Annotated in this window: 17 protein-coding genes; 16 read left to right on the top strand and 1 reads right to left on the bottom strand. The window is 55.6% G+C overall.

All coding sequences use genetic code 11. The features are described 5' to 3' along the window. Nucleotides 1-190: 190 nt before the first annotated feature. The 16 genes from tsf to accA all read left to right on the top strand — a co-directional run bounded on the left by tsf (nt 191) and on the right by accA (nt 18,851). A complete protein-coding gene (gene tsf, locus ACETPC_RS12920; RefSeq protein ID WP_380181917.1) occupies nt 191-1,042 on the top strand; it encodes a translation elongation factor Ts in 852 nt (283 codons plus the stop codon). Nucleotides 1,043-1,188: 146 nt separating this feature from the next. Beyond that, nucleotides 1,189-1,914, top strand: a complete 726-nt coding sequence (pyrH, locus tag ACETPC_RS12915; RefSeq protein ID WP_336143124.1) for a UMP kinase — start codon at nt 1,189-1,191, stop codon at nt 1,912-1,914. 113 nt (nt 1,915-2,027) lie between these two features. Next, the gene (frr, locus tag ACETPC_RS12910; protein ID WP_380181916.1) at nt 2,028-2,585 is read left to right on the top strand and encodes a ribosome recycling factor; all 558 of its coding nucleotides are present in this window, start codon (nt 2,028-2,030) and stop codon (nt 2,583-2,585) included. 121 nt (nt 2,586-2,706) lie between these two features. Next, nucleotides 2,707-3,909 carry a 1-deoxy-D-xylulose-5-phosphate reductoisomerase gene (gene ispC / locus ACETPC_RS12905; RefSeq protein WP_380181915.1) on the top strand — a complete coding sequence of 401 codons (1,203 nt, stop codon included), beginning with the start codon at nt 2,707-2,709 and terminating at the stop codon, nt 3,907-3,909. A gap of 166 nt (nt 3,910-4,075) precedes the next feature. Continuing rightward, a complete protein-coding gene (gene ispU / locus ACETPC_RS12900) occupies nt 4,076-4,828 on the top strand; it encodes a (2E,6E)-farnesyl-diphosphate-specific ditrans,polycis-undecaprenyl-diphosphate synthase (protein ID WP_380181914.1) in 753 nt (250 codons plus the stop codon). 18 nt (nt 4,829-4,846) lie between these two features. Next, the gene (cdsA, locus tag ACETPC_RS12895; protein WP_380181913.1) at nt 4,847-5,704 is read left to right on the top strand and encodes a phosphatidate cytidylyltransferase; all 858 of its coding nucleotides are present in this window, start codon (nt 4,847-4,849) and stop codon (nt 5,702-5,704) included. 8 nt (nt 5,705-5,712) lie between these two features. Further along, nucleotides 5,713-7,062: a sigma E protease regulator RseP gene (gene rseP / locus ACETPC_RS12890; protein ID WP_380181912.1), complete on the top strand. Its 1,350-nt coding sequence runs from the start codon at nt 5,713-5,715 to the stop codon at nt 7,060-7,062. 50 nt (nt 7,063-7,112) lie between these two features. After that, nucleotides 7,113-9,515: an outer membrane protein assembly factor BamA gene (bamA, locus tag ACETPC_RS12885; protein WP_380181911.1), complete on the top strand. Its 2,403-nt coding sequence runs from the start codon at nt 7,113-7,115 to the stop codon at nt 9,513-9,515. A gap of 160 nt (nt 9,516-9,675) precedes the next feature. Next, nucleotides 9,676-10,173 carry a molecular chaperone Skp gene (skp, locus tag ACETPC_RS12880; protein WP_380181910.1) on the top strand — a complete coding sequence of 166 codons (498 nt, stop codon included), beginning with the start codon at nt 9,676-9,678 and terminating at the stop codon, nt 10,171-10,173. Nucleotides 10,174-10,176: 3 nt separating this feature from the next. Then, entirely contained in the window at nt 10,177-11,199 is a 1,023-nt protein-coding gene (gene lpxD / locus ACETPC_RS12875) for a UDP-3-O-(3-hydroxymyristoyl)glucosamine N-acyltransferase (protein ID WP_380181909.1), read from the top strand. Nucleotides 11,200-11,369: 170 nt separating this feature from the next. Further along, nucleotides 11,370-11,825 (top strand): 3-hydroxyacyl-ACP dehydratase FabZ, encoded by a 456-nt coding sequence (gene fabZ, locus ACETPC_RS12870; protein ID WP_024965665.1) that lies wholly within the window; start codon nt 11,370-11,372, stop codon nt 11,823-11,825. Nucleotides 11,826-11,828: 3 nt separating this feature from the next. Further along, a complete protein-coding gene (gene lpxA, locus ACETPC_RS12865; RefSeq protein ID WP_380181908.1) occupies nt 11,829-12,617 on the top strand; it encodes an acyl-ACP--UDP-N-acetylglucosamine O-acyltransferase in 789 nt (262 codons plus the stop codon). A 3-nt stretch (nt 12,618-12,620) separates the two neighbouring features. Continuing rightward, complete coding sequence (gene lpxB, locus ACETPC_RS12860) at nt 12,621-13,763, top strand: lipid-A-disaccharide synthase (RefSeq protein ID WP_380181907.1); 1,143 nt, start codon at nt 12,621-12,623, stop codon at nt 13,761-13,763. Next, nucleotides 13,760-14,371 (top strand): ribonuclease HII, encoded by a 612-nt coding sequence (gene rnhB, locus ACETPC_RS12855; protein WP_380181906.1) that lies wholly within the window; start codon nt 13,760-13,762, stop codon nt 14,369-14,371. Before lpxB ends, rnhB begins: the two co-directional genes overlap by 4 nt. A gap of 25 nt (nt 14,372-14,396) precedes the next feature. Then, nucleotides 14,397-17,879 (top strand): DNA polymerase III subunit alpha, encoded by a 3,483-nt coding sequence (dnaE, locus tag ACETPC_RS12850; protein ID WP_380181905.1) that lies wholly within the window; start codon nt 14,397-14,399, stop codon nt 17,877-17,879. Between the two features lie 12 nt (nt 17,880-17,891). Beyond that, the gene (accA, locus tag ACETPC_RS12845) at nt 17,892-18,851 is read left to right on the top strand and encodes an acetyl-CoA carboxylase carboxyl transferase subunit alpha (RefSeq protein WP_380181904.1); all 960 of its coding nucleotides are present in this window, start codon (nt 17,892-17,894) and stop codon (nt 18,849-18,851) included. A 766-nt stretch (nt 18,852-19,617) separates the two neighbouring features. Here the strand turns inward: accA and mtnA are convergent. Then, nucleotides 19,618-20,649: an S-methyl-5-thioribose-1-phosphate isomerase gene (gene mtnA / locus ACETPC_RS12840; RefSeq protein ID WP_380181903.1), complete on the bottom strand. Its 1,032-nt coding sequence runs from the start codon at nt 20,647-20,649 to the stop codon at nt 19,618-19,620. Nucleotides 20,650-20,696 lie beyond the last annotated feature (47 nt).

The following is a 20,696-nucleotide window of genomic DNA, read 5'->3' as shown; positions in this document are numbered from 1 at the left end:
AGGTTTGCTCCACAGAGAGCCCTTATACCCGTTTGGGTAAAATCAGATGTTAATCTGTAAGGGGCCTTGATTGGCCCCTTTATTTTGAATTCGCTTTGCCGCTGCAACCCGGCGGCAGGGCAATATTTCTCCCGCGAACAGGCATCTGTCGCCAAATCGGACAGGTGCTGAGCTAACCGAGGATTCGAGAATGGCTGAAATTACTGCTGCTCTGGTAAAAGAACTGCGCGAGCGCACTGGCGCTGGCATGATGGATTGTAAAAAAGCGCTGACCGAAGCGAGCGGCGACATCGAGCTGGCGATCGAGAACATGCGTAAATCCGGCGCGATCAAAGCGGCGAAAAAAGCAGGCAACGTGGCTGCTGACGGCGTGATCAAAACCAAAATCGACGGCAACTACGGCGTGATCCTGGAAGTTAACTGCCAGACCGACTTCGTTGCTAAAGACGGCGGTTTCCAGGCGTTCGCTGACAAAGTACTGGATGCGGCTGTTGCCGGTAAAATCACCGACGTTGAAGTGCTGAAAGCCCAGTTCGAAGAAGAGCGCGTAGCGCTGGTCGCTAAAATCGGCGAAAACATCAACATTCGTCGCGTTGCTTCTCTGGAAGGCGAAGTGCTGGGCAGCTACCTGCACGGCGCGCGTATCGGCGTTCTGATCTCTGCAACCGGTGCTAACGAAGAGCTGGTTAAGCAGCTGGCAATGCACGTTGCGGCAAGCAAGCCAGAATTCGTTAAGCCAGAAGACGTTTCTGCTGAAGTGGTCGAGAAAGAGTACCAGGTTCAGCTGGACATCGCGATGCAGTCCGGTAAGCCGAAAGAAATCGCAGAGAAAATGGTTGAAGGCCGCATGAAGAAATTCACCGGCGAAGTTTCTCTGACCGGTCAGCCTTTCGTGATCGACCCATCTAAAACCGTTGGCCAGCTGCTGAAAGAGCAGGGCGCTGACGTAGTTAACTTCATCCGCTTCGAAGTGGGCGAAGGTATCGAGAAAGCTGAAACCGATTTCGCTGCAGAAGTTGCGGCGATGTCCAAACAGTCTTAATCGATTGCTAAGAACCGCCATCCGGCGGTTCTTTTTTATCAGCCGTATCCGGCGATTTTCAGTCTCATCCCAATAGTAATTTCCCAGCGCTCGCGGGATGATAGCGCAGATTTAACTCCTCAAAACAGCTTCCAGGAAAAGAAACCATGGCGACCAATGCAAAACCTGTTTATCAACGTATCCTGCTGAAACTGAGCGGCGAAGCTCTGCAAGGCGCGGAAGGCTTCGGCATCGACGCCAGCGTGCTGGATCGTATGGCTCAGGAAGTGAAGGAACTGGTCGAACTGGGCATTCAGGTAGGCGTGGTTATCGGCGGCGGCAATCTGTTCCGCGGCGCGGGCCTGGCGCAGGCCGGAATGAATCGCGTTGTCGGCGACCATATGGGTATGCTGGCAACGGTAATGAACGGCCTGGCAATGCGCGACGCCCTGCACCGCGCCTACGTTAATGCCCGTCTGATGTCTGCTATTCCGCTGAACGGCGTTTGCGATAACTACAGCTGGGCAGAAGCGATTAGCCTGCTGCGTAATAATCGCGTAGTGATTTTCTCTGCCGGTACCGGCAACCCTTTCTTTACCACGGACTCGGCGGCCTGCCTGCGCGGTATCGAAATCGAAGCAGATGTAGTACTAAAGGCTACCAAGGTAGATGGCGTCTATTCAGAAGATCCGGTCAAAAACCCGGACGCCACGCTTTACGATCAGCTGAGCTATACCGAAGTACTGGATCGCGAATTAAAAGTGATGGATCTGGCCGCCTTTACGCTGGCGCGCGACCATAAACTGCCCATTCGCGTTTTCAATATGAACAAGCCGGGCGCGCTGCGCCGCGTAGTGATGGGTGAAAAAGAAGGCACCCTGATTACGCAATAATATCCGTTAGCGCATAAAATAAGGTATATTCTGCCTTTGTAGTGCGTTACGCACGCTAACAGATAGCTAACAGGCTCAGCCTGTCAGGTTAACCAGAATTCAAGGGTTACAACGTGATTAACGAAATCAGAAAAGATGCTGAAACGCGCATGGAAAAGTGCCTGGAAGCATTTAAAAACCACATCAGCAAAATTCGCACTGGCCGCGCCTCGCCAAGCATTCTTGACGGCATCATGGTCGATTACTATGGCGCTGCCACGCCGCTGCGTCAGCTGGCAAGCGTGACGGTGGAAGACTCCCGTACGCTGAAAATCAACGTATTTGACCGCTCTATCAGCGCGGCCGTTGAGAAAGCGATTATGGCTTCCGATCTGGGCCTGAACCCAAGCTCTGCAGGCAGCGATATTCGCGTGCCGCTGCCGGCATTGACGGAAGAGCGCCGTAAAGACCTGATCAAAATCGTTCGTGGCGAAGCAGAACAGGGACGCGTTTCCGTGCGTAACGTGCGCCGCGACGCCAACGATAAGGTCAAAGCGCTGCTGAAAGATAAAGAAATCAGCGAAGACGAAGAGCGTCGTTCTCAGGATGATATCCAGAAAATGACCGACCTTTTCATCAAGAAAGTCGATGCCTCGCTGGCCGAGAAAGAAGCGGAGCTGATGGACTTCTGAGTCGATCCGCGCCGTGACTTAACGCCGTACAGATTGCCATTTTTACATGGCCGTCTTACGGCGTTTTGCGTTTTATTCCTACCTGACGAGCCGCTCGCAGGTCACCATACAGAGCACCTTCATGAAGCAACTGACCCTCCTCGGTTCCACCGGATCCATCGGTACCAGCACGCTGGCCGTCATTAAAGCGAATCCCGATCTTTTCGCCGTTAAGGCGCTGGTGGCCGGGCATAACGTCGGGCTGATGGCCGAACAGTGTCTTGCTTTCCGGCCCGCTTACGCGGCAATGGCGGATGAGATTTCTGCCAGCGCGCTGCGGCTGAGGCTAAAGGAACTGAATGTCGCGACGGAAGTGTTGAGCGGCGAGCAGGCTGCCTGCGATCTGGCCGCACTGGACGAGGTGGATCAGGTGATGGCGGCGATTGTCGGCGCAGCGGGACTGCTGCCGACGCTGGCGGCTATCCGCGCCGGCAAAGCTGTGCTGCTGGCGAATAAAGAGTCGCTGGTAACTTGCGGCCAGCTGTTTATGGAGGCGGTCAGCAAATTTAAAGCGCAGCTTCTGCCGGTCGACAGTGAGCATAATGCCATTTTTCAGAGTTTGCCCGCTTCCCTCCAGCGCCAGTTAGGATACGCTTCCCTGCGGGATAACGGCATTGACAGCATTATCCTTACGGGATCGGGTGGCCCTTTTCGTGAGACGCCGCTGGCGGATCTGGCGCAGATGACGCCGGATCAGGCCTGCGCGCACCCGAACTGGACGATGGGGCGTAAAATCTCCGTTGATTCGGCCACCATGATGAATAAAGGTTTGGAATATATCGAAGCCCGCTGGCTGTTTAACGCTACCGATGAGCAAATGGAAGTGATCCTGCATCCGCAGTCGGTGATCCATTCGATGGTGCGCTACCGTGACGGCAGCGTGCTGGCGCAAATGGGATCGCCTGATATGCGCACGCCGATTGCCCACGTAATGGCATGGCCGCAGCGCGTGCAGTCCGGTGCGAAACCGCTGGATTTTGCCCGTATGAGCGCCATGACCTTTGCCGAGCCGGATTATGCCCGCTATCCCTGCCTGAAGCTGGCGATCGACGCCTGTAAAACCGGGCAGGCCGCCACTACGGCGCTGAATGCTGCTAATGAAATAGCCGTCGCCGCTTTTCTGGATGCGCAAATTCGTTTCACCGATATTGCGCGCGTGAATATGAGCGTTCTGGAGACGCTTTCCTGCCGTGAACCGGAAAGCGTAGAGGCGGTGCTGGAGATCGACAGGCAAGCGCGAAACGCGGCGAAAGCCGTACTGGCGCGTTTTCCGTCGGCAGGCTGATACGTGGTGGTTTGTGGGGCAGGGATGGAGGTGCTACAATCTGCGCCCGTCCTGATAATGACGCAGCGAGACTGCGGTAGTCGCCATGCACGGCACGCTTTTACGTCGAGCGGGAAAATATTTCAGAAACCAACATATTTCTGAGTAAAGGAAATAATTACGCGTTATGTCGTCCGAAAAGCAAATAAAAACCGATGACCAGCAGGGACTCAATCCTCGTCACGTGGCCATCATTATGGATGGCAATGGCCGCTGGGCCAAAAACCAGGGCAAAATGCGCATTACCGGGCATAAAGCGGGCGTTAAATCCGTTCGTCGCGCGGTAAGCTTCGCCGTCAGTAATAATCTGGATGCGCTGACCCTGTACGCCTTCAGCAGCGAAAACTGGAATCGCCCTCCGCAAGAGGTGATGGCGCTGATGGAGCTGTTTGTCTGGGCACTGGACAGCGAGGTGAAAAGCCTCCATAAACATAATGTTCGCCTGCGTATTATTGGCGATACGGGCCGTTTTAACGCTCGTTTGCAGGAGCGTATCCGACGCGCCGAGGAACTGACTCAGCAAAATAATGGACTTACCCTGAACATTGCCGCGAATTATGGCGGACGTTGGGATATTATTCATGGCGTCAGGAAAATTGCAGAACAGGTACAGGAAGGTCTGATACGTCCGGACCAAATCGAGGAAGAAACCCTCGCGCCGTATCTGTGCCTCAACGATCTGGCACCGGTGGATCTGGTAATAAGGACAGGGGGAGAACATCGAATCAGTAACTTTTTGCTGTGGCAGGTTGCCTATGCGGAGTTCTTTTTTACCGATGTGCTCTGGCCTGATTTTGATGAACAAGTTTTTGAAGGTGCACTGAATGCGTTTGCACAACGAGAGCGCCGTTTTGGCGGCGCAGCACCCGGCGGCGCCTGAGCGCTCTGGGGGTAATCCTTGCTGAAGTCACGCCTGATTACCGCATTGATACTTATCCCGATTGTGATTGCAGCGCTGTTTCTGCTGCCGCCTCCCGGATTCGCCATAGTCACGCTGGCCGTTTGCATGCTGGCGGCCTGGGAATGGGGACAGTTCGCTGGCCTGGCCTCACGCTCCCAGCGCGTCTGGCTGGCCGTCCTTTGCGGACTGCTGCTTGCCGTCATGGCCTTCACGCTTCCCGCCTATCATCATTCCGTTCATCTACCGCAGATTGCCGGTTCGCTGTGGGCGGCGCTGGGCTGGTGGATAGTCGCGCTAATGCTGGTGCTGACTTATCCGGCTTCGGCGGCGCTGTGGCGCTCCTCGCGCCCGCTGCGCCTGCTGTTTGGCGTTCTGACCATAGTGCCTTTTTTCTGGGGCATGATGGCGCTGCGGCAATATCATTATGACAGCGACCATTTTGCCGGCGCCTGGTGGCTGCTTTACGTTATGTTTCTGGTTTGGGGCGCGGACTCTGGTGCCTATATGTTTGGCCGTCTGTTTGGCAAACACAAGCTGGCACCAAAAGTTTCACCAGGCAAAACCTGGGAAGGCTTTTTCGGCGGCCTGGTTACCTCGGCCGTTATCGCCTGGCTGTTCGGCCTGTGGGCGCCGCTAAGCGTACCCACTGGCGTTTTACTGGGCTGTTCTCTCGTTGCCGCGCTGGCCTCCGTGCTGGGCGATCTGACCGAGAGCATGTTTAAGCGTGAAGCCGGCATTAAAGACAGCGGACAGCTGATCCCCGGCCACGGCGGTATTTTGGATCGTATTGATAGCCTGACGGCGGCGGTGCCGGTGTTCGCCTGCCTGCTGCTGCTGGCTTTCGGCACGCTATAAGGGAAGTTATGCTAAATATACTCTGGAGCCTCGGGGCCTTTATCGTTGCGCTGGGCATTTTGATTACCGTGCACGAGTTCGGCCATTTTTGGGTGGCGCGCCGCTGCGGCGTTAAAGTCGAACGCTTTTCTGTCGGCTTCGGCAAAGCGCTATGGCGACGCCGCGACAGCCAGGGCACCGAGTATGTTATCGCGTTAATTCCGCTTGGCGGCTACGTTAAAATGCTCGACGAACGCGTCGAAAGCGTGCCGCCTGAACTCCGCCATCTCTCTTTCAATAATAAAACCGTGGCGCAGCGTGCCGCTATTATCAGCGCCGGGCCGCTGGCTAATTTCCTGTTTGCCGTCTTTGCTTACTGGCTGGTATTTATGATCGGCGTCCCTGGCGTTCGGCCGGTGGTTGGCGAAATAGTAAGCGGTTCGCAGGCCGCCGCAGCGCAAATTGCGCCAGGAATGGAACTTAAGGCCGTTGACGGTATCGAAACGCCTGACTGGGAAGCTGTGCGTATGGCGCTGGTAGCGAAAATTGGCGACCAGCAAACTACGCTAAGCGTGGCGCCTTTTGGCACCAGCCAGGTGAAGGATGTTCGGCTTGATTTGCGCGACTGGCATTTCGCCCCGGACAGAGAAGATCCGGTTGCTTCGCTGGGCATGCTGCCACGCGGCCCGCAGGTAGAAACCGTACTGGCGGAAATACAAACCGGCTCGGCTGCGGCCAGAGCAGGTTTGCAAGCAGGCGACAGGATCGTTAAAGTCGGGGGTCAGCCGCTGAACCAGTGGCAGCAGTTTGTCGCTGCAGTTCGCGACAATCCGGGCAAGCCGCTGACGGTGGAGGTCGAGCGAAAGGGCGCTTCGGTGGCCCTGCAGCTGACGCCGGATGTGAAACCGGGCAGCAAAGCGGAAGGGTTCGCGGGCGTTATTCCGCGCATTGTTCCGCTGCCGGATGAATATAAAACGGTACGCCAGTATGGGCCGCTTGCGGCCGTTGGCGAGGCCAGCGCGAAAACCTGGCAGCTGATGAAGCTGACGGTGACCATGCTGGGCAAGCTGATTGTCGGCGAAGTGAAGTTGAACAATCTCAGCGGGCCGATTTCAATCGCCCAGGGTGCTGGGATGTCGGCGGAATATGGCTTGATTTACTACCTGATGTTCATTGCGCTGATTAGCGTGAATCTCGGGATTATCAATCTGTTCCCCTTGCCGGTATTAGATGGTGGACATTTGCTGTTTCTGGCGATCGAAAAGATCAAAGGTGGGCCGGTGTCTGAGCGAGTTCAGGACTTCAGTTATCGCATTGGCTCGGTTTTGCTGGTGCTGTTAATGGGGCTTGCACTATTCAATGATTTCTCGCGCCTGTAGCGGCCAGTCCGCTTGTTGCGAGAACCAGTTAGGAAGAATGCATAACAACGATGGCGATGAAAAAGTTGCTCATAGCGTCGCTGCTGTTTAGCAGCGCCACCGTATACGCGGCTGACGGCTTCGTGGTGAGGGATATCCATTTCGAAGGTCTGCAGCGTGTCGCCGTCGGGGCGGCATTGCTCAGTATGCCTGTCCGCGTGGGAGATACCGTCTCCGATGATGATATCAGTAATACCATCCGCGCTCTTTTCGCGACCGGGAACTTTGAAGACGTTCAGGTGCTGCGCGACGGCAACACGCTGATCGTTCAGGTAAAAGAGCGCCCAACCATTGCCAGCATCACTTTCTCCGGCAACAAAGCGGTGAAGGACGATATGCTGAAGCAGAACCTGGAAGCTTCCGGCGTGCGCGTGGGCGAAGCCCTGGACCGCACTACCATCTCATCCATTGAGAAAGGGCTTGAGGATTTCTACTACAGCGTCGGTAAATATAGCGCCAGCGTAAAGGCGGTAGTTACGCCGCTGCCGCGCAACCGCGTCGATCTTAAGCTGGTCTTTACCGAGGGCGTCTCCGCTAAAATTCAGCAGATCAACGTAGTCGGCAATAAAGCCTTCAGTTCAGACGAGCTGATCTCCCGCTTCCAGCTGCGCGACGAGGTGCCGTGGTGGAACCTTGTGGGCGATCGCAAATACCAGAAACAGAAACTGGCGGGCGATTTAGAAACGCTGCGTAGCTTTTATCTGGATCGCGGCTATGCGCGCTTTAACATCGACTCCACGCAGGTCAGCCTGACGCCGGATAAAAAAGGCATCTATATCACCATCAACATCACCGAAGGCGATCAGTATAAGCTTTCCGGCGTGGTGGTAAACGGCAGCATGGCCGGGCATTCGGCGGAAGTCGAATCCCTGACTAAAATCCAGCCGGGCGAACTCTATAACGGTGCCAAAGTCACCAAAATGGAAGACGACATCAAAAAGATGTTCGGTCGCTATGGCTATGCCTATCCACGCGTTATGACGCAGCCTGAAATCAACGATGCGGATAAAACCGTTAAGCTGCACGTTAATGTGGATGCGGGCAACCGCTACTACGTGCGTAAAGTGCGTTTTGAAGGCAACGACACTTCAAAAGATTCCGTCCTGCGTCGCGAAATGCGCCAGATGGAAGGCGCATGGCTGGGCAGCGATCTGGTCGAGCAGGGCAAAGAGCGCCTGAACCGCACCGGCTACTTCGAAACTGTTGAAACCGATACGCAGCGCGTGCCAGGCTCGCCTGACCAGGTTGATGTGGTGTACAAAGTTAAAGAACGCAACACCGGTACCTTTAACTTCGGCGTGGGCTACGGCACCGAAAGCGGCGTCAGCTTCCAGGTCGGCGTCACCCAGGATAACTGGCTGGGCACGGGTAACACTGTCGGCATCAGCGGCACCAAAAACGATTATCAGACCTATGCTGAATTCTCATTGACCGATCCCTACTTTACGGTTGATGGCGTTAGCCTGGGCGGTCGTGTCTTCTATAACGACTTTAAAGCGGACGATGCGGATCTTTCCGACTATACCAACCGAAGCTATGGTCTGGACGGCACGCTGGGCTTCCCGGTTAATGAAAACAACACGCTGCGCGTTGGCCTGGGTTATGTGCATAACGACCTGTCTAACATGCAGCCGCAGATTGCAATGTTCCGCTATCTGCGTTCAGTGGGCCAGGATCCAAGCCTGACCAGCGATGCAGACTATTCAGCTGATGATTTCACCTTTAACTACGGCTGGACGTATAACACGCTGGACCGCGGTTTCTTCCCGACTTCAGGTAACCGTACCAACCTGAACGGTAAAGTCACCATTCCGGGATCGGATAACGCCTTCTATAAAGCGACGCTGGATACCCAGCAGTACGTGCCGCTGAACCAGGATCGCACCTGGGTGCTGTTGGGACGCGGTCGCGTAGGCTATGGCGATGGCCTGAACGGTAAAGAGATGCCGTTCTACGAGAACTTCTACGCCGGCGGCTCAAGCACCGTGCGTGGTTTCCGTTCCAACACCATCGGTCCGAAAGCGGCTTACTACAATAACGGTTCAAGCACCTGTTCAACCGGTACGCTGTGTGACTCCAGCGATGCGGTTGGCGGCAACGCGATGGCGACAGCCAGCGCCGAGCTGATTACGCCTACGCCTTTCCTCAGCGAGAAATATGCCAACTCCGTGCGTACCTCACTGTTCGTCGATGCCGGTACCGTTTGGGATACCGCCTGGGAAAATACGGCAGAGACGCGTGCGGCAGGTATTCCGGACTACAGCGATCCGGGCAATATCCGCATGTCGGCAGGCCTGGCGCTGCAGTGGATGTCGCCGCTGGGGCCGCTGGTGTTCTCTTATGCCCAGCCGTTCAAGAAATATGATGGAGATAAAGCCGAGCAGTTCCAGTTTAATATTGGTAAAACCTGGTAAGCTGCTACGCTTTGCAAACTTTGAGAAAAGCGCAGTCTGGCTTTTCTCAACGCTCGCGGTGTTGTACCGCGAGTATCGCGCCGTTCACTGGCAGCCCTGAGCTGCCTTAACGCGCAACACATGTGTCCTGGACACAAACGTTGATGGTAAGGAGTTTATAGTGAAAAAGTTGTTGTGTGCCGCAGGCCTTTCTCTCGCTCTAGCGGTTTCCGCTGGCGCTCAGGCCGCTGACAAAATTGCAGTGGTAAACGTTTCCAGCATTTTCCAACAGTTACCGGCGCGTGCGACAGTTGCGAAACAGCTTGAAAACGAGTTTAAAGGCCGTGCGACTGAACTTCAGGGTATGGAGCGCGACCTGCAAACCAAGATGCAGCGTCTGCAGCGTGATGGTTCCACCATGAAAGCAAGCGAGCGCAGCCGTCTGGAAAAAGACGTGATGACGCAGCGTGAAACCTTCTCCAGCAAAGCGCAGGCTTTCGAGCAGGATAACCGTCGTCGTCAGGCGGAAGAGCGTAACAAAATCCTGAGCCGTATTCAGGACGCCGTGAAGAAAGTGGCGGCCGATGAAGGCTACGATGTGGTTGTCGATGCTAATGCCGTGGCTTACGCCAGCTCATCCAAAGACATCACCGCTGATGTTCTGAAACAGGTTAAATAATCAATGTCATCAATTCGACTGGCTGATTTAGCCCAGCAGTTGGATGCAGATTTGCACGGAGATGGCGATATCGCCATCTCCGGCATCGCTTCTATGCAATCCGCTCAATCCGGTCAAATCACATTTCTTTCTAACAGTCGTTATCGCGAACAGCTGGCCGCCTGCAAGGCGTCCGCCGTGGTACTGCAGGCGGCGGATTTGGAATTTTTCCAGGGCGCAGCGCTGGTAGTGAAAGACCCTTACCTGACCTATGCGCGTATGGCGCAGATTTTGGATACCACGCCTCAGCCTGCCACAAACATCGCGCCGAGCGCGGTGATCGACGCGGCGGCGAAGCTGGGTAAAAATGTTTCCGTCGGCGCAAACGCCGTTATTGAATCCGGCGTTGAGCTGGGCGATAACGCAGTGATTGGCGCTGGCTGCTTTATCGGTAAAAACACCCGTATTGGCGCAGGCACACGCCTGTGGGCGAATGTCTCTGTCTATCACGAAGTGCAGATCGGCGAAAACTGCCTGATCCAGTCCGGCACGGTGATTGGCGCGGACGGCTTCGGCTACGCTAACGATCGCGGTAACTGGGTAAAAATTCCGCAGCTTGGTACGGTGATTATCGGCGATCGCGTAGAAATCGGTGCCTGTACCACTATAGATCGCGGCGCGTTGGATAACACTCAGATCGGGAATGGTGTTATCATTGACAACCAGTGCCAGATTGCACACAACGTGGTGATTGGCGACAATACCGCGGTGGCGGGCGGCGTGATTATGGCGGGCAGCCTGAAAATAGGCCGCTACTGCATGATCGGCGGCGCCAGCGTGATTAACGGCCACATGGAAATTTGCGACAAGGTAACGGTAACGGGAATGGGAATGGTCATGCGACCAATCACGCAACCTGGGGTATACTCCTCCGGGATCCCGCTGCAACCGAACAAAAACTGGCGTAAAACCGCCGCGCTGGTGATGAACATCGATGAGATGAGCAAACGCTTAAAAGCTATTGAGCGTAAAGTCAGCACGGACTAAGCGTCCGGTTGTCGACCAGCCTTCACTATTTCGCCGCAGCTCGCGAAATATAAAAAGAATGCTAAGCATGGAAGGCTGGGGCACGGAAACTGATTTGCGGCCTGCGGACGACTCTTCGTTGCAGGCCGTGTTATTGATGCCATCAGAATTTTTAGGACAGGAAGAGTATTTTGACTACTGAAACTCATACTCTGAAAATTGAAGAGATTATTGAACTGCTGCCGCACCGCTATCCGTTTCTGCTGGTCGATCGCGTACTTGAATTTGAAGAGCACAAATTTCTGCGTGCGGTAAAAAACGTATCGGTCAACGAACCGTTTTTCCAGGGCCATTTCCCTGGTAAACCGATTTTTCCAGGCGTGCTGATTTTAGAAGCCATGGCGCAGGCGACCGGTATTCTGGCGTTTAAAAGCGTAGGCAAACTTGAGCCGGGCGAGCTTTATTACTTCGCTGGCATCGACGAAGCCCGCTTCAAGCGTCCGGTTGTCCCTGGCGATCAGATGATTATGGAAGTGACCTTCGAGAAAACCCGCCGTGGTTTGACGCGCTTTAAAGGCGTGGCAACCGTTGACGGTAAAATTGTCTGCGAAGCAACCATGATGTGTGCCCGCAGCCGGGAGGCGTAATTCGTGATTGATGAAACTGCTGTTATCCACCCCAGCTCCGTGATTGAAGAGGGTGCCGTTATTGGCGCTCGCGTGCAGATCGGCCCGTTTTGCTTTATCGGTGCCGATGTTGAAATCGGCGAAGGCACCGTGCTGAAGTCGCATGTGGTTATTAATGGCCACACTAAAATCGGTAAAGACAACACGATTTACCAGTTTGCGACTATCGGCGAGGTCAACCAGGATCTGAAATACGCTGGCGAGCCTACCCGTGTTGAAGTTGGCGATCGCAACAGCATCCGTGAAAGCGTAACTATCCATCGCGGTACAGCGCAGGCAGACGGCCTGACCAAAGTCGGTAGCGATAACCTGCTGATGGTCAACGTTCATATTGCGCACGATTGCGTGATTGGCGATCGCTGCATCCTTGCCAACAACGCCACGCTGGGCGGCCACGTAACCGTGGACGATTTCGCTATTATCGGCGGGATGACAGCCGTTCATCAATTCTGCACCATCGGCGCGCACGTGATGGTCGGCGGCTGTTCGGGCGTTGCTCAGGATGTGCCGCCGTTCGTTATCGCCCAGGGCAACCACGCTACGCCGTTTGGCATTAACCTGGTAGGTTTGCAGCGCCGCGGCTTCAGCAAAGAAGCGCTGCACGCTATCCGCAATGCTTACAAGGTGCTTTACCGCAGCGGTAAAACGCTGGATGAAGCGAAACCGGAGATAGCCGACATTGCTCGCGAACATCCGGAAGTACAGCCGTTCTTTGATTTCTTCGCCCGTTCTACCCGGGGCCTGATCCGTTAAGCTATGCCTCAGCCACTAACGATAGCCCTGGTCGCCGGAGAAACCTCCGGCGATATTCTTGGCGCTGGCCTGATCCGCGCCCTGAAAGAAAAGCACCCGAATACGCGCTTTGTTGGCGTGGCCGGGCCGCTGATGCAGGCCGAGGGCTGTGAAGCCTGGTATGAGATGGAAGAGCTGGCGGTGATGGGCGTGGTGGAAGTGCTGGAGCGCCTGCCGCGCCTGCTGAAAATCCGCCGCGATCTGACCCAAAGATTCAGCGAGCTGAAGCCGGATGTTTTTGTCGGCATCGATGCACCGGACTTCAATATCACGCTGGAAGGCCGCCTGAAACAGCGCGGTATCCGCACTATTCATTACGTTAGCCCTTCGGTTTGGGCATGGCGTCAGAAACGCGTCTTCAAGATTGGCCGCGCCACTGACCTGGTGCTGGCGTTTTTGCCGTTTGAAAAAGCCTTCTACGATCGCTATAACGTTCCCTGCCGTTTTATTGGCCATACCATGGCTGATGCAATGCCGATCGAACCGGACAAGCGTGCCGCAAGGCTGGAATTGGGCATCGCAGAAGAGGCGCTCTGCCTGGCGTTACTGCCCGGCAGCCGCAACGCGGAAGTAGAAATGCTCAGCGCGGATTTCCTGAAAACGGCAATGCTACTACGGGAAAAATGGCCCGCGCTGGAAATCGTGGTGCCGCTGGTTAACCCGCGCCGCCGCGAGCAGTTCGAAAAAATTAAGGCGGAAGTGGCGCCAGATTTACCGATGCATTTACTGGATGGTAAAGGCCGGCAGGCTATGGTCGCCAGCGATGCGGCGCTGCTTGCTTCCGGCACGGCGGCGCTGGAGTGCATGCTGGCGAAATGCCCGATGGTGGTCGGTTACCGCATGAAGCCTTTTACCTTCTGGCTGGCGAAAAGGCTGGTGAAAACCGACTACGTGTCGCTGCCAAACCTGCTGGCAGGGCGAGAGCTGGTAAAAGAGCTGCTGCAGGATGAATGCCAGCCGCAGCGGCTGGCGGCCGCGCTGGAACCGCTGTTGGCAAAGGGCGAACCTCGTAACCGTCTGCTGGCGACCTTTGCCGATTTGCACCAGCAAATTCGCTGGAACGCCGACGAGCAGGCCGCCGCTGCCGTACTGGAGCTTTGTAAATGAGTTTTATCTATCCCCAGGCCAGCCTGATTGCTGGCGTGGATGAAGTGGGCCGCGGTCCGTTAGTGGGCGCTGTGGTGACCGCCGCAGTGATCCTGGATCCCGCCAAACCGATTATCGGCCTGGCCGACTCAAAAAAACTGTCGGAAAAACGCCGTTTGTCGCTGTTCGACGAGATCAAAGAGAAGGCGTTAAGCTGGAGCCTGGGGCGCGCGGAGCCGGAAGAGATCGACCAGCTGAACATTCTGCATGCCACTATGTTGGCAATGCAACGCGCTGTAGCGGGGCTGTCGGTCGTGCCAGACTTCGTCCTGATCGATGGCAATCGCTGCCCGGCGCTGCCGATGCCCGCGCAGGCCGTGGTGAAAGGCGACAGCCTGGTAGCGGAAATCAGCGCCGCCTCGATTATCGCCAAAGTTACGCGCGACAGAGAAATGGCGGAACTGGATCTGCTGTTCCCGCAATACGGCTTCGCCCAGCACAAGGGCTACCCGACGGCGTTGCATATGGAAAGGCTTGCGCTACACGGCGCTACACTACACCATCGCCGCAGCTTCGCGCCGGTACGCAACGCGTTGCTGGATGCCGAAGTGCTCGCTGCGGCGCGATAACAGTTAGTTTTCAGCAGGATTAAAGATGGCCGAACCTCGTTTTATTCATTTACGCGTACACAGCGACTACTCCATGGTGGATGGATTAGCCAAGACTGCCCCGCTGGTGAAAAAAGCGGCCGCGATGGGCATGCCGGCCATAGCCATCACCGACTTCACTAACCTGTGCGGACTGGTAAAGTTTTACGGTACGGCGCACGGACAGGGAATGAAGCCGATTATCGGCGCGGATTTCAACGTCGCCAGCGAGGCGATGGGCGATGAGCTGTCGCAGCTGACCGTGTTGGCCGCAACCAACACTGGCTATCAGAATCTGACCCTGCTGATCTCCCGCGCCTATCAACGTGGCTACGGCGCGGCTGGCCCAACCATAGACCGCGACTGGCTAATTGAGCTAAATGAAGGGCTGATCCTGCTTTCCGGTGGTCGGCGCGGCGATGTCGGCAAAATGCAGCTGCGCGGCAACCAGGCGCAGGTGGCGGAATGCCTGGCGTTTTGGCAGCAATATTTCCCTGACCGCTACTATCTGGAGCTGAGCCGCACCGGCCGGCCGGATGAAGAGAGCTGGCTGCATGCCGCCGTCGAGCTGGCCACGGCTAAAGGCATTCCGGTTGTCGCTACCAATGAAGTCTGTTTTCTGGAAGAGAGCGACTTCGACGCGCACGAAATTCGGGTCGCGATCCATGACGGCTTTACGCTGGACGATCCAAAACGCCCGCGTAATTACAGTCCTCAGCAATATCTGCGCAGCGAAGAGGAGATGTGCGAGCTGTTTTCGGACATCCCGGAAGCGCTGGCGAACAGCGTGGAAATTGCTAAGCGTTGTAACGTCACTATTCGCCTGGGCGAGTACTTCCTGCCGCAGTTCCCGACCGGCGATATGACCACCGAAGATTTCCTGGTGATGAAATCGAAAGAGGGTCTGGAAGAGCGTCTGGAATTCCTGTTTCCGGATCCCGAAGTACGGGCGCAGAAAAGGCCGGAATATGACGAGCGCCTTGAGGTTGAGCTCAACGTAATCAACCAGATGGGTTTCCCCGGCTACTTTCTGATCGTAATGGAATTTATCCAGTGGTCAAAGGACAACAACGTGCCGGTAGGGCCGGGGCGTGGTTCCGGTGCCGGTTCGCTGGTAGCCTATGCGCTGAAAATCACCGATCTCGATCCGCTGGAGTTTGACCTGCTGTTCGAACGTTTCCTTAACCCGGAACGTGTTTCCATGCCCGACTTCGATGTCGACTTTTGTATGGAAAAACGCGACCTGGTAATCGAGCACGTGGCCGAGATGTACGGCCGCAAAGCTGTATCGCAGATTATTACCTTCGGTACAATGGCGGCGAAAGCGGTAATTCGCGACGTGGGCCGCGTGCTGGGGCATCCTTACGGCTTTGTCGACCGCATCTCCAAGCTGGTGCCGCCCGATCCGGGCATGACGCTGGAGAAAGCCTTTGCCGCCGAGCCGCAGCTGCCGGAAATCTATGAGGCGGACGAGGAAGTCAAAGCGCTGATCGATATGGCGCGCAAGCTGGAAGGCGTTACGCGTAACGCCGGTAAACATGCGGGCGGCGTGGTAATAGCGCCAACGCAGATCACCGACTTTGCGCCGCTCTATTGTGACGAAAACGGCAACCATCCGGTCACCCAGTTCGATAAAAACGACGTAGAGTACGCCGGGCTGGTGAAGTTCGACTTCCTGGGTCTGCGCACGCTGACCATCATCGACTGGGCGCTGGCGATGATCAATGCCCGCCGCAAAAAGCAGGGCGAGCCGCCGATCGATATCGCAGCGATTCCGCTTGATGACAAAAAAAGTTTCGATATGCTACAGCGCTCGGAAACCACGGCGGTATTCCAGCTTGAATCGCGCGGCATGAAGGATCTGATCAAACGTCTGAAACCTGACTGCTTCGAAGATATGATCGCGCTGGTGGCGCTGTTCCGTCCCGGCCCGCTACAGTCGGGCATGGTAGATAACTTTATCGACCGTAAGCACGGCCGCGAAGAGATCTCCTATCCGGATATCCAGTGGCAGCATGAGTCGCTGAAGCCGGTGCTGGAGCCAACCTATGGCATTATTCTGTACCAGGAACAGGTAATGCAGATAGCGCAGGTGCTGGCGGGCTACAGCCTGGGCGGCGCGGATATGCTGCGTCGCGCAATGGGTAAAAAGAACCCGGTTGAGATGGCCAAGCAGCGTGGCGGTTTTGAAGACGGGGCGAAAGCGCGCGGCGTCGACGGCGAGCTGGCGATAAAAATCTTTGACCTGGTAGAGAAATTTGCCGGTTATGGCTTTAACAAATCGCACTCCGCCGCCTATGCGCTGGTTTCCTACCAAACGCTGTGGTTGAAGGCGCACTATCCGGCAGAATTTATGGCCGCGGTGATGACGGCGGATATGGATAACACCGAAAAGGTGGTTGGTCTGGTGGACGAGTGCTGGCGTATGGGACTGAAAGTCCTGCCGCCGGATATCAACTCCGGGCTTTATCCGTTCCACGTTAACGACGACGGCGAGATCGTTTACGGCATAGGCGCAATCAAAGGCGTGGGCGAAGGCCCGATCGAAGCGATTCTGGAAGCGCGTAATAAAGATGGCTACTTCCGTGAACTGTTCGATCTTTGCGCGCGTACAGATACTAAAAAGCTTAACCGGCGAGTGCTGGAAAAGCTGATTATGTCCGGCGCGTTCGATCGTCTTGGCCCGCATCGCGCGGCCCTGATGAGCGCGTTGAACGATGCGCTGAAAGCGGCGGATCAGCATGCCAAAGCCGAGGCCATCGGCCAGGCGGATATGTTCGGCGTGCTGGCGGAAGAGCCGGAACAGATTGAAAAATCTTACGCCGACGTGACGCCGTGGCCGGAGCAGGTCAGGCTGGATGGCGAAAGAGAAACCTTAGGGCTTTACTTAACCGGGCACCCGATTAATCAGTATCTGAAAGAAATCGAGCGCTACGTGGGAGGAATGCGCCTGAAGGACATGCACCCGACCGAACGCGGCAAAATGACCATGGCCGTGGGTCTGGTGGTGGCGGCCCGCGTAATGGTAACAAAGCGCGGTAACCGCATCGGTATCTGTACGCTGGACGATCGCTCCGGTCGTCTGGAAGTTATGCTGTTCACCGATGCACTTGATAAGTTCCAGCATTTGCTGGAAAAAGACCGTATCCTGATCGTCAGCGGACAGGTGAGTTTCGATGACTTCAGCGGCGGCCTTAAAATGACCGCTCGCGATGTGATGGACATTGACGAAGCCCGTGAAAAATATGCGCGCGGGCTTGCTATCTCGCTGACGGACAGGCAAATTGATGACCAGCTTTTAAACCGTCTCCGCCAATCCCTGGAGCCTTATCGTTCCGGGACTATTCCGGTACATCTCTATTATCAGAGAGAGGATGCGCGAGCGAAGCTACGCTTTGGCGCGGCATGGCGCGTATCGCCCAGCGATCGTTTGCTAAACGATTTACGATCGCTAATAGGGTCGGAGCAGGTGGAACTGGAGTTTGACTAAAACAGGAATATTATGAGTCTTAATTACCTGGATTTCGAACAGCCAATCGCAGAACTTGAGGCGAAGATAGATTCGCTGAAGTCGGTTGGCCGTCAGGATGAAAAACTGGATATTAACCTGGATGAAGAGATTCAGCGTCTGCGCGAAAAAAGCGTCGAGCTGACTCGTAAGATCTTCTCCGATTTGGGTGCATGGCAGATCGCGCAGCTGGCGCGTCATCCGCTGCGTCCTTATACGCTGGACTATGTCCGCAACGTGTTTACCGATTTTGACGAGCTGGCAGGCGATCGCGCCTACGCGGACGACAAAGCTATCGTTGGCGGTATTGCTCGTCTGGAAGGGCGTCCGGTGATGATTATCGGTCATCAGAAAGGGCGTGAAACCAAAGAGAAAATCCGTCGTAACTTCGGCATGCCAGCGCCAGAAGGTTACCGTAAAGCGCTGCGTCTGATGGAGATGGCCGAGCGTTTCAATATGCCGATCATTACCTTTATCGACACGCCAGGCGCTTACCCGGGCGTGGGCGCGGAAGAGCGCGGACAAAGCGAGGCTATCGCACGCAACCTGCGTGAGATGTCTGGCCTGACCGTGCCAGTAATCTGCACCGTAATCGGCGAAGGCGGCTCCGGCGGCGCGCTGGCGATCGGCGTTGGCGATAAAGTAAACATGCTGCAGTACAGCACCTACTCGGTGATTTCGCCGGAAGGCTGTGCGTCGATTCTGTGGAAAAGCGCGGATAAAGCGCCGCTGGCTGCGGAAGCAATGGGCATTATCGCGCCGCGTCTGAAAGAGCTGAAGCTGATCGATACGGTGATCCCGGAGCCGCTGGGCGGCGCGCATCGCAACCAGCTGGCAATCGGCGAATCAATGAAGGCGCAGCTGCTGGCCGATCTGGCGGAGCTGGACGAGCTGACCAAAGAAGAACTGCTGGATCGTCGCTACCAGCGCCTGATGAGCTACGGCTACGCCTGATAGCTTAACTGCCGCGCAAAGAGCGGGTTCTGAACAAAGTTGGGTCTGAGTTAAGGCCGAGCGGCGTTTGGAGCCCGCTTTTTTATTGCGCTGTGAATAAATCCGTATTAGCTATGCGATAAAAATTGTCAGGATAGCGGCATCGGCCAATAACCATAAAAAAACCCGGCCTGGTGGGCCGGGTTGATTCTCTGTTCCGAAACGGCTGGTGACCGCTTGTGGAACGGTACTGCCTGTACCTGCTAACTATGAAAACTTTATCGCCGATTGATAAGCTCGTCAATGCAAGAATAATTGCTATGGTAATGCTCGAGTTTTATACTCGTCACGGTAGGTTGCGGGACGCTGTTGTAGCTTCTCAAAGGTGGGTGGGCTGTTAATGCAAATTTTCATCCCGACCGGAAACAGGTGGTGCTGTCCGGTTTGCTTCCACCCCTAAAGAGCTGCCTGTACCTGCTAACTACCGGTACGCGCCGTCAGGGGAAGCCCATAGGCACTGGCGGCGTGTGGCGCTCTTCTGCATAAGGAGAGGCAGAAGTGATAATGCTGACAGCGGTACTTGTAACGTTGAAGATCATTCACGTTGCCCTGCAGATTATCGTTGCATACAGGCAACTGACCAGACGCCCATAAGGGTTGATGGAACTTGAACAAAGGCGGGACTAACCATCCTGCCTTTTTTCACTTCTTAACTTTTACGATTAGCGTCTTAACCGATCTTTGTTATTTCCTCGTCTGCTCCACGCTTTATACTAAGCAAGGAATTTCAATTAAAATCACCCGGCTGGAAAGCGCCCGCTTTGACCTGCACTGGCGTGACCACGCCCGTATCCAGCACCCAACCGCTAATCAGCGCCGCTGGCGTGACATCAAAAGCCGGGTTATAAACCTGCGCATTTTCCGGTGACCACTGCACTGCACCAAAGCTTCCCGCCACGCCGGTAACTTCGCTGGCAGCCCGCTGCTCAATAGGAATAGCTTCGCCATTTGGGCAGTTCGGATCCAACGTGGTATGCGGAGCCGCGACATAGAACGGGATATTGTGATAATGCGCCAGCACCGCCAGGCTGTAAGTACCGATTTTATTGGCTACGTCGCCGTTAGCCGCAATGCGATCGGCGCCAACCCAAACGGCATCCACCTGTTTTGCCGCCATCAGGCTCGCTGCCATGCTGTCGCAGATTAGCCGGTAAGGAATGCCCAGCTCGCCCAGCTCCCAGGCGGTCAGGCGGCCGCCCTGCAGCAGCGGACGGGTTTCATCCACCCAGACATTTTCCACATGGCCTTGCTGCCAGCCGCGCGAGATTACGCCCAGCGCCGTTCCCACGCCAGCAGTAGCCAGTCCGCCCGTATTACAATGGGTCAGCAGACGGCTGCCGGGTTTGATTAACTCTGCGCCTGCAGCAGCGATGCTATCGCATAGCGCTTTGTCTTCTTCAACCAGGCGAAGCGCCTCAAAAGTCAGCGCGGTTTTGTAATTCTCCTGCGCCAGCGCCAGTTTCATGCGGTCAAGATTGTTCATCAGGTTAACGGCGGTAGGACGGGAAGCTCGCAGTACTTCCAGCGACTCACTCAGCGCCGATTTCGTCATGCCGTTTTCCGCCAGCAGCGCCAGTAACAGGCTGGCCGACAGACCGATCAGCGGCGCACCGCGTACCCGCAGCGTTTTAATATGGTCTACCAGCGCCGCCACGTCCGGCGTAGGACACCAGATTTTCTTTTGTGGCAGCGCCTGCTGATCGAGGATCCAGAGCTGGTTATCACGAACTTGTAAGCTGGTTGTGCTCAGTGTCTGCATGAAAGTTAAATCCTGGTTGCGTAATTACAGCATATTGTGCCAACATG

The organism is Pantoea sp. sgz302252, from assembly GCF_042610525.1.
In the GTDB taxonomy this organism is placed as follows: domain Bacteria; phylum Pseudomonadota; class Gammaproteobacteria; order Enterobacterales; family Enterobacteriaceae; genus Erwinia.
Note: the sequence above shows the minus strand (reverse complement) of the source record. Positions and strands in the feature narration are given on the sequence as shown.

What these genes read in the sequence shown, in the direction of transcription:
- rnhB (WP_380181906.1), top strand. Translation starts at nt 13,760, where the DNA reads ATGAGTTTTATCTATCCCCAGGCCAGCCTGATTGCTGGCGTGGATGAA.
- accA (WP_380181904.1), top strand. Translation starts at nt 17,892, where the DNA reads ATGAGTCTTAATTACCTGGATTTCGAACAGCCAATCGCAGAACTTGAG.
- pyrH (WP_336143124.1), top strand. Translation starts at nt 1,189, where the DNA reads ATGGCGACCAATGCAAAACCTGTTTATCAACGTATCCTGCTGAAACTG.
- tsf (WP_380181917.1), top strand. Translation starts at nt 191, where the DNA reads ATGGCTGAAATTACTGCTGCTCTGGTAAAAGAACTGCGCGAGCGCACT.
- lpxB (WP_380181907.1), top strand. Translation starts at nt 12,621, where the DNA reads ATGCCTCAGCCACTAACGATAGCCCTGGTCGCCGGAGAAACCTCCGGC.
- bamA (WP_380181911.1), top strand. Translation starts at nt 7,113, where the DNA reads ATGGCGATGAAAAAGTTGCTCATAGCGTCGCTGCTGTTTAGCAGCGCC.
- mtnA (WP_380181903.1), bottom strand. Translation starts at nt 20,649, where the DNA reads ATGCAGACACTGAGCACAACCAGCTTACAAGTTCGTGATAACCAGCTC.
- ispC (WP_380181915.1), top strand. Translation starts at nt 2,707, where the DNA reads ATGAAGCAACTGACCCTCCTCGGTTCCACCGGATCCATCGGTACCAGC.
- lpxD (WP_380181909.1), top strand. Translation starts at nt 10,177, where the DNA reads ATGTCATCAATTCGACTGGCTGATTTAGCCCAGCAGTTGGATGCAGAT.
- dnaE (WP_380181905.1), top strand. Translation starts at nt 14,397, where the DNA reads ATGGCCGAACCTCGTTTTATTCATTTACGCGTACACAGCGACTACTCC.
- ispU (WP_380181914.1), top strand. Translation starts at nt 4,076, where the DNA reads ATGTCGTCCGAAAAGCAAATAAAAACCGATGACCAGCAGGGACTCAAT.
- rseP (WP_380181912.1), top strand. Translation starts at nt 5,713, where the DNA reads ATGCTAAATATACTCTGGAGCCTCGGGGCCTTTATCGTTGCGCTGGGC.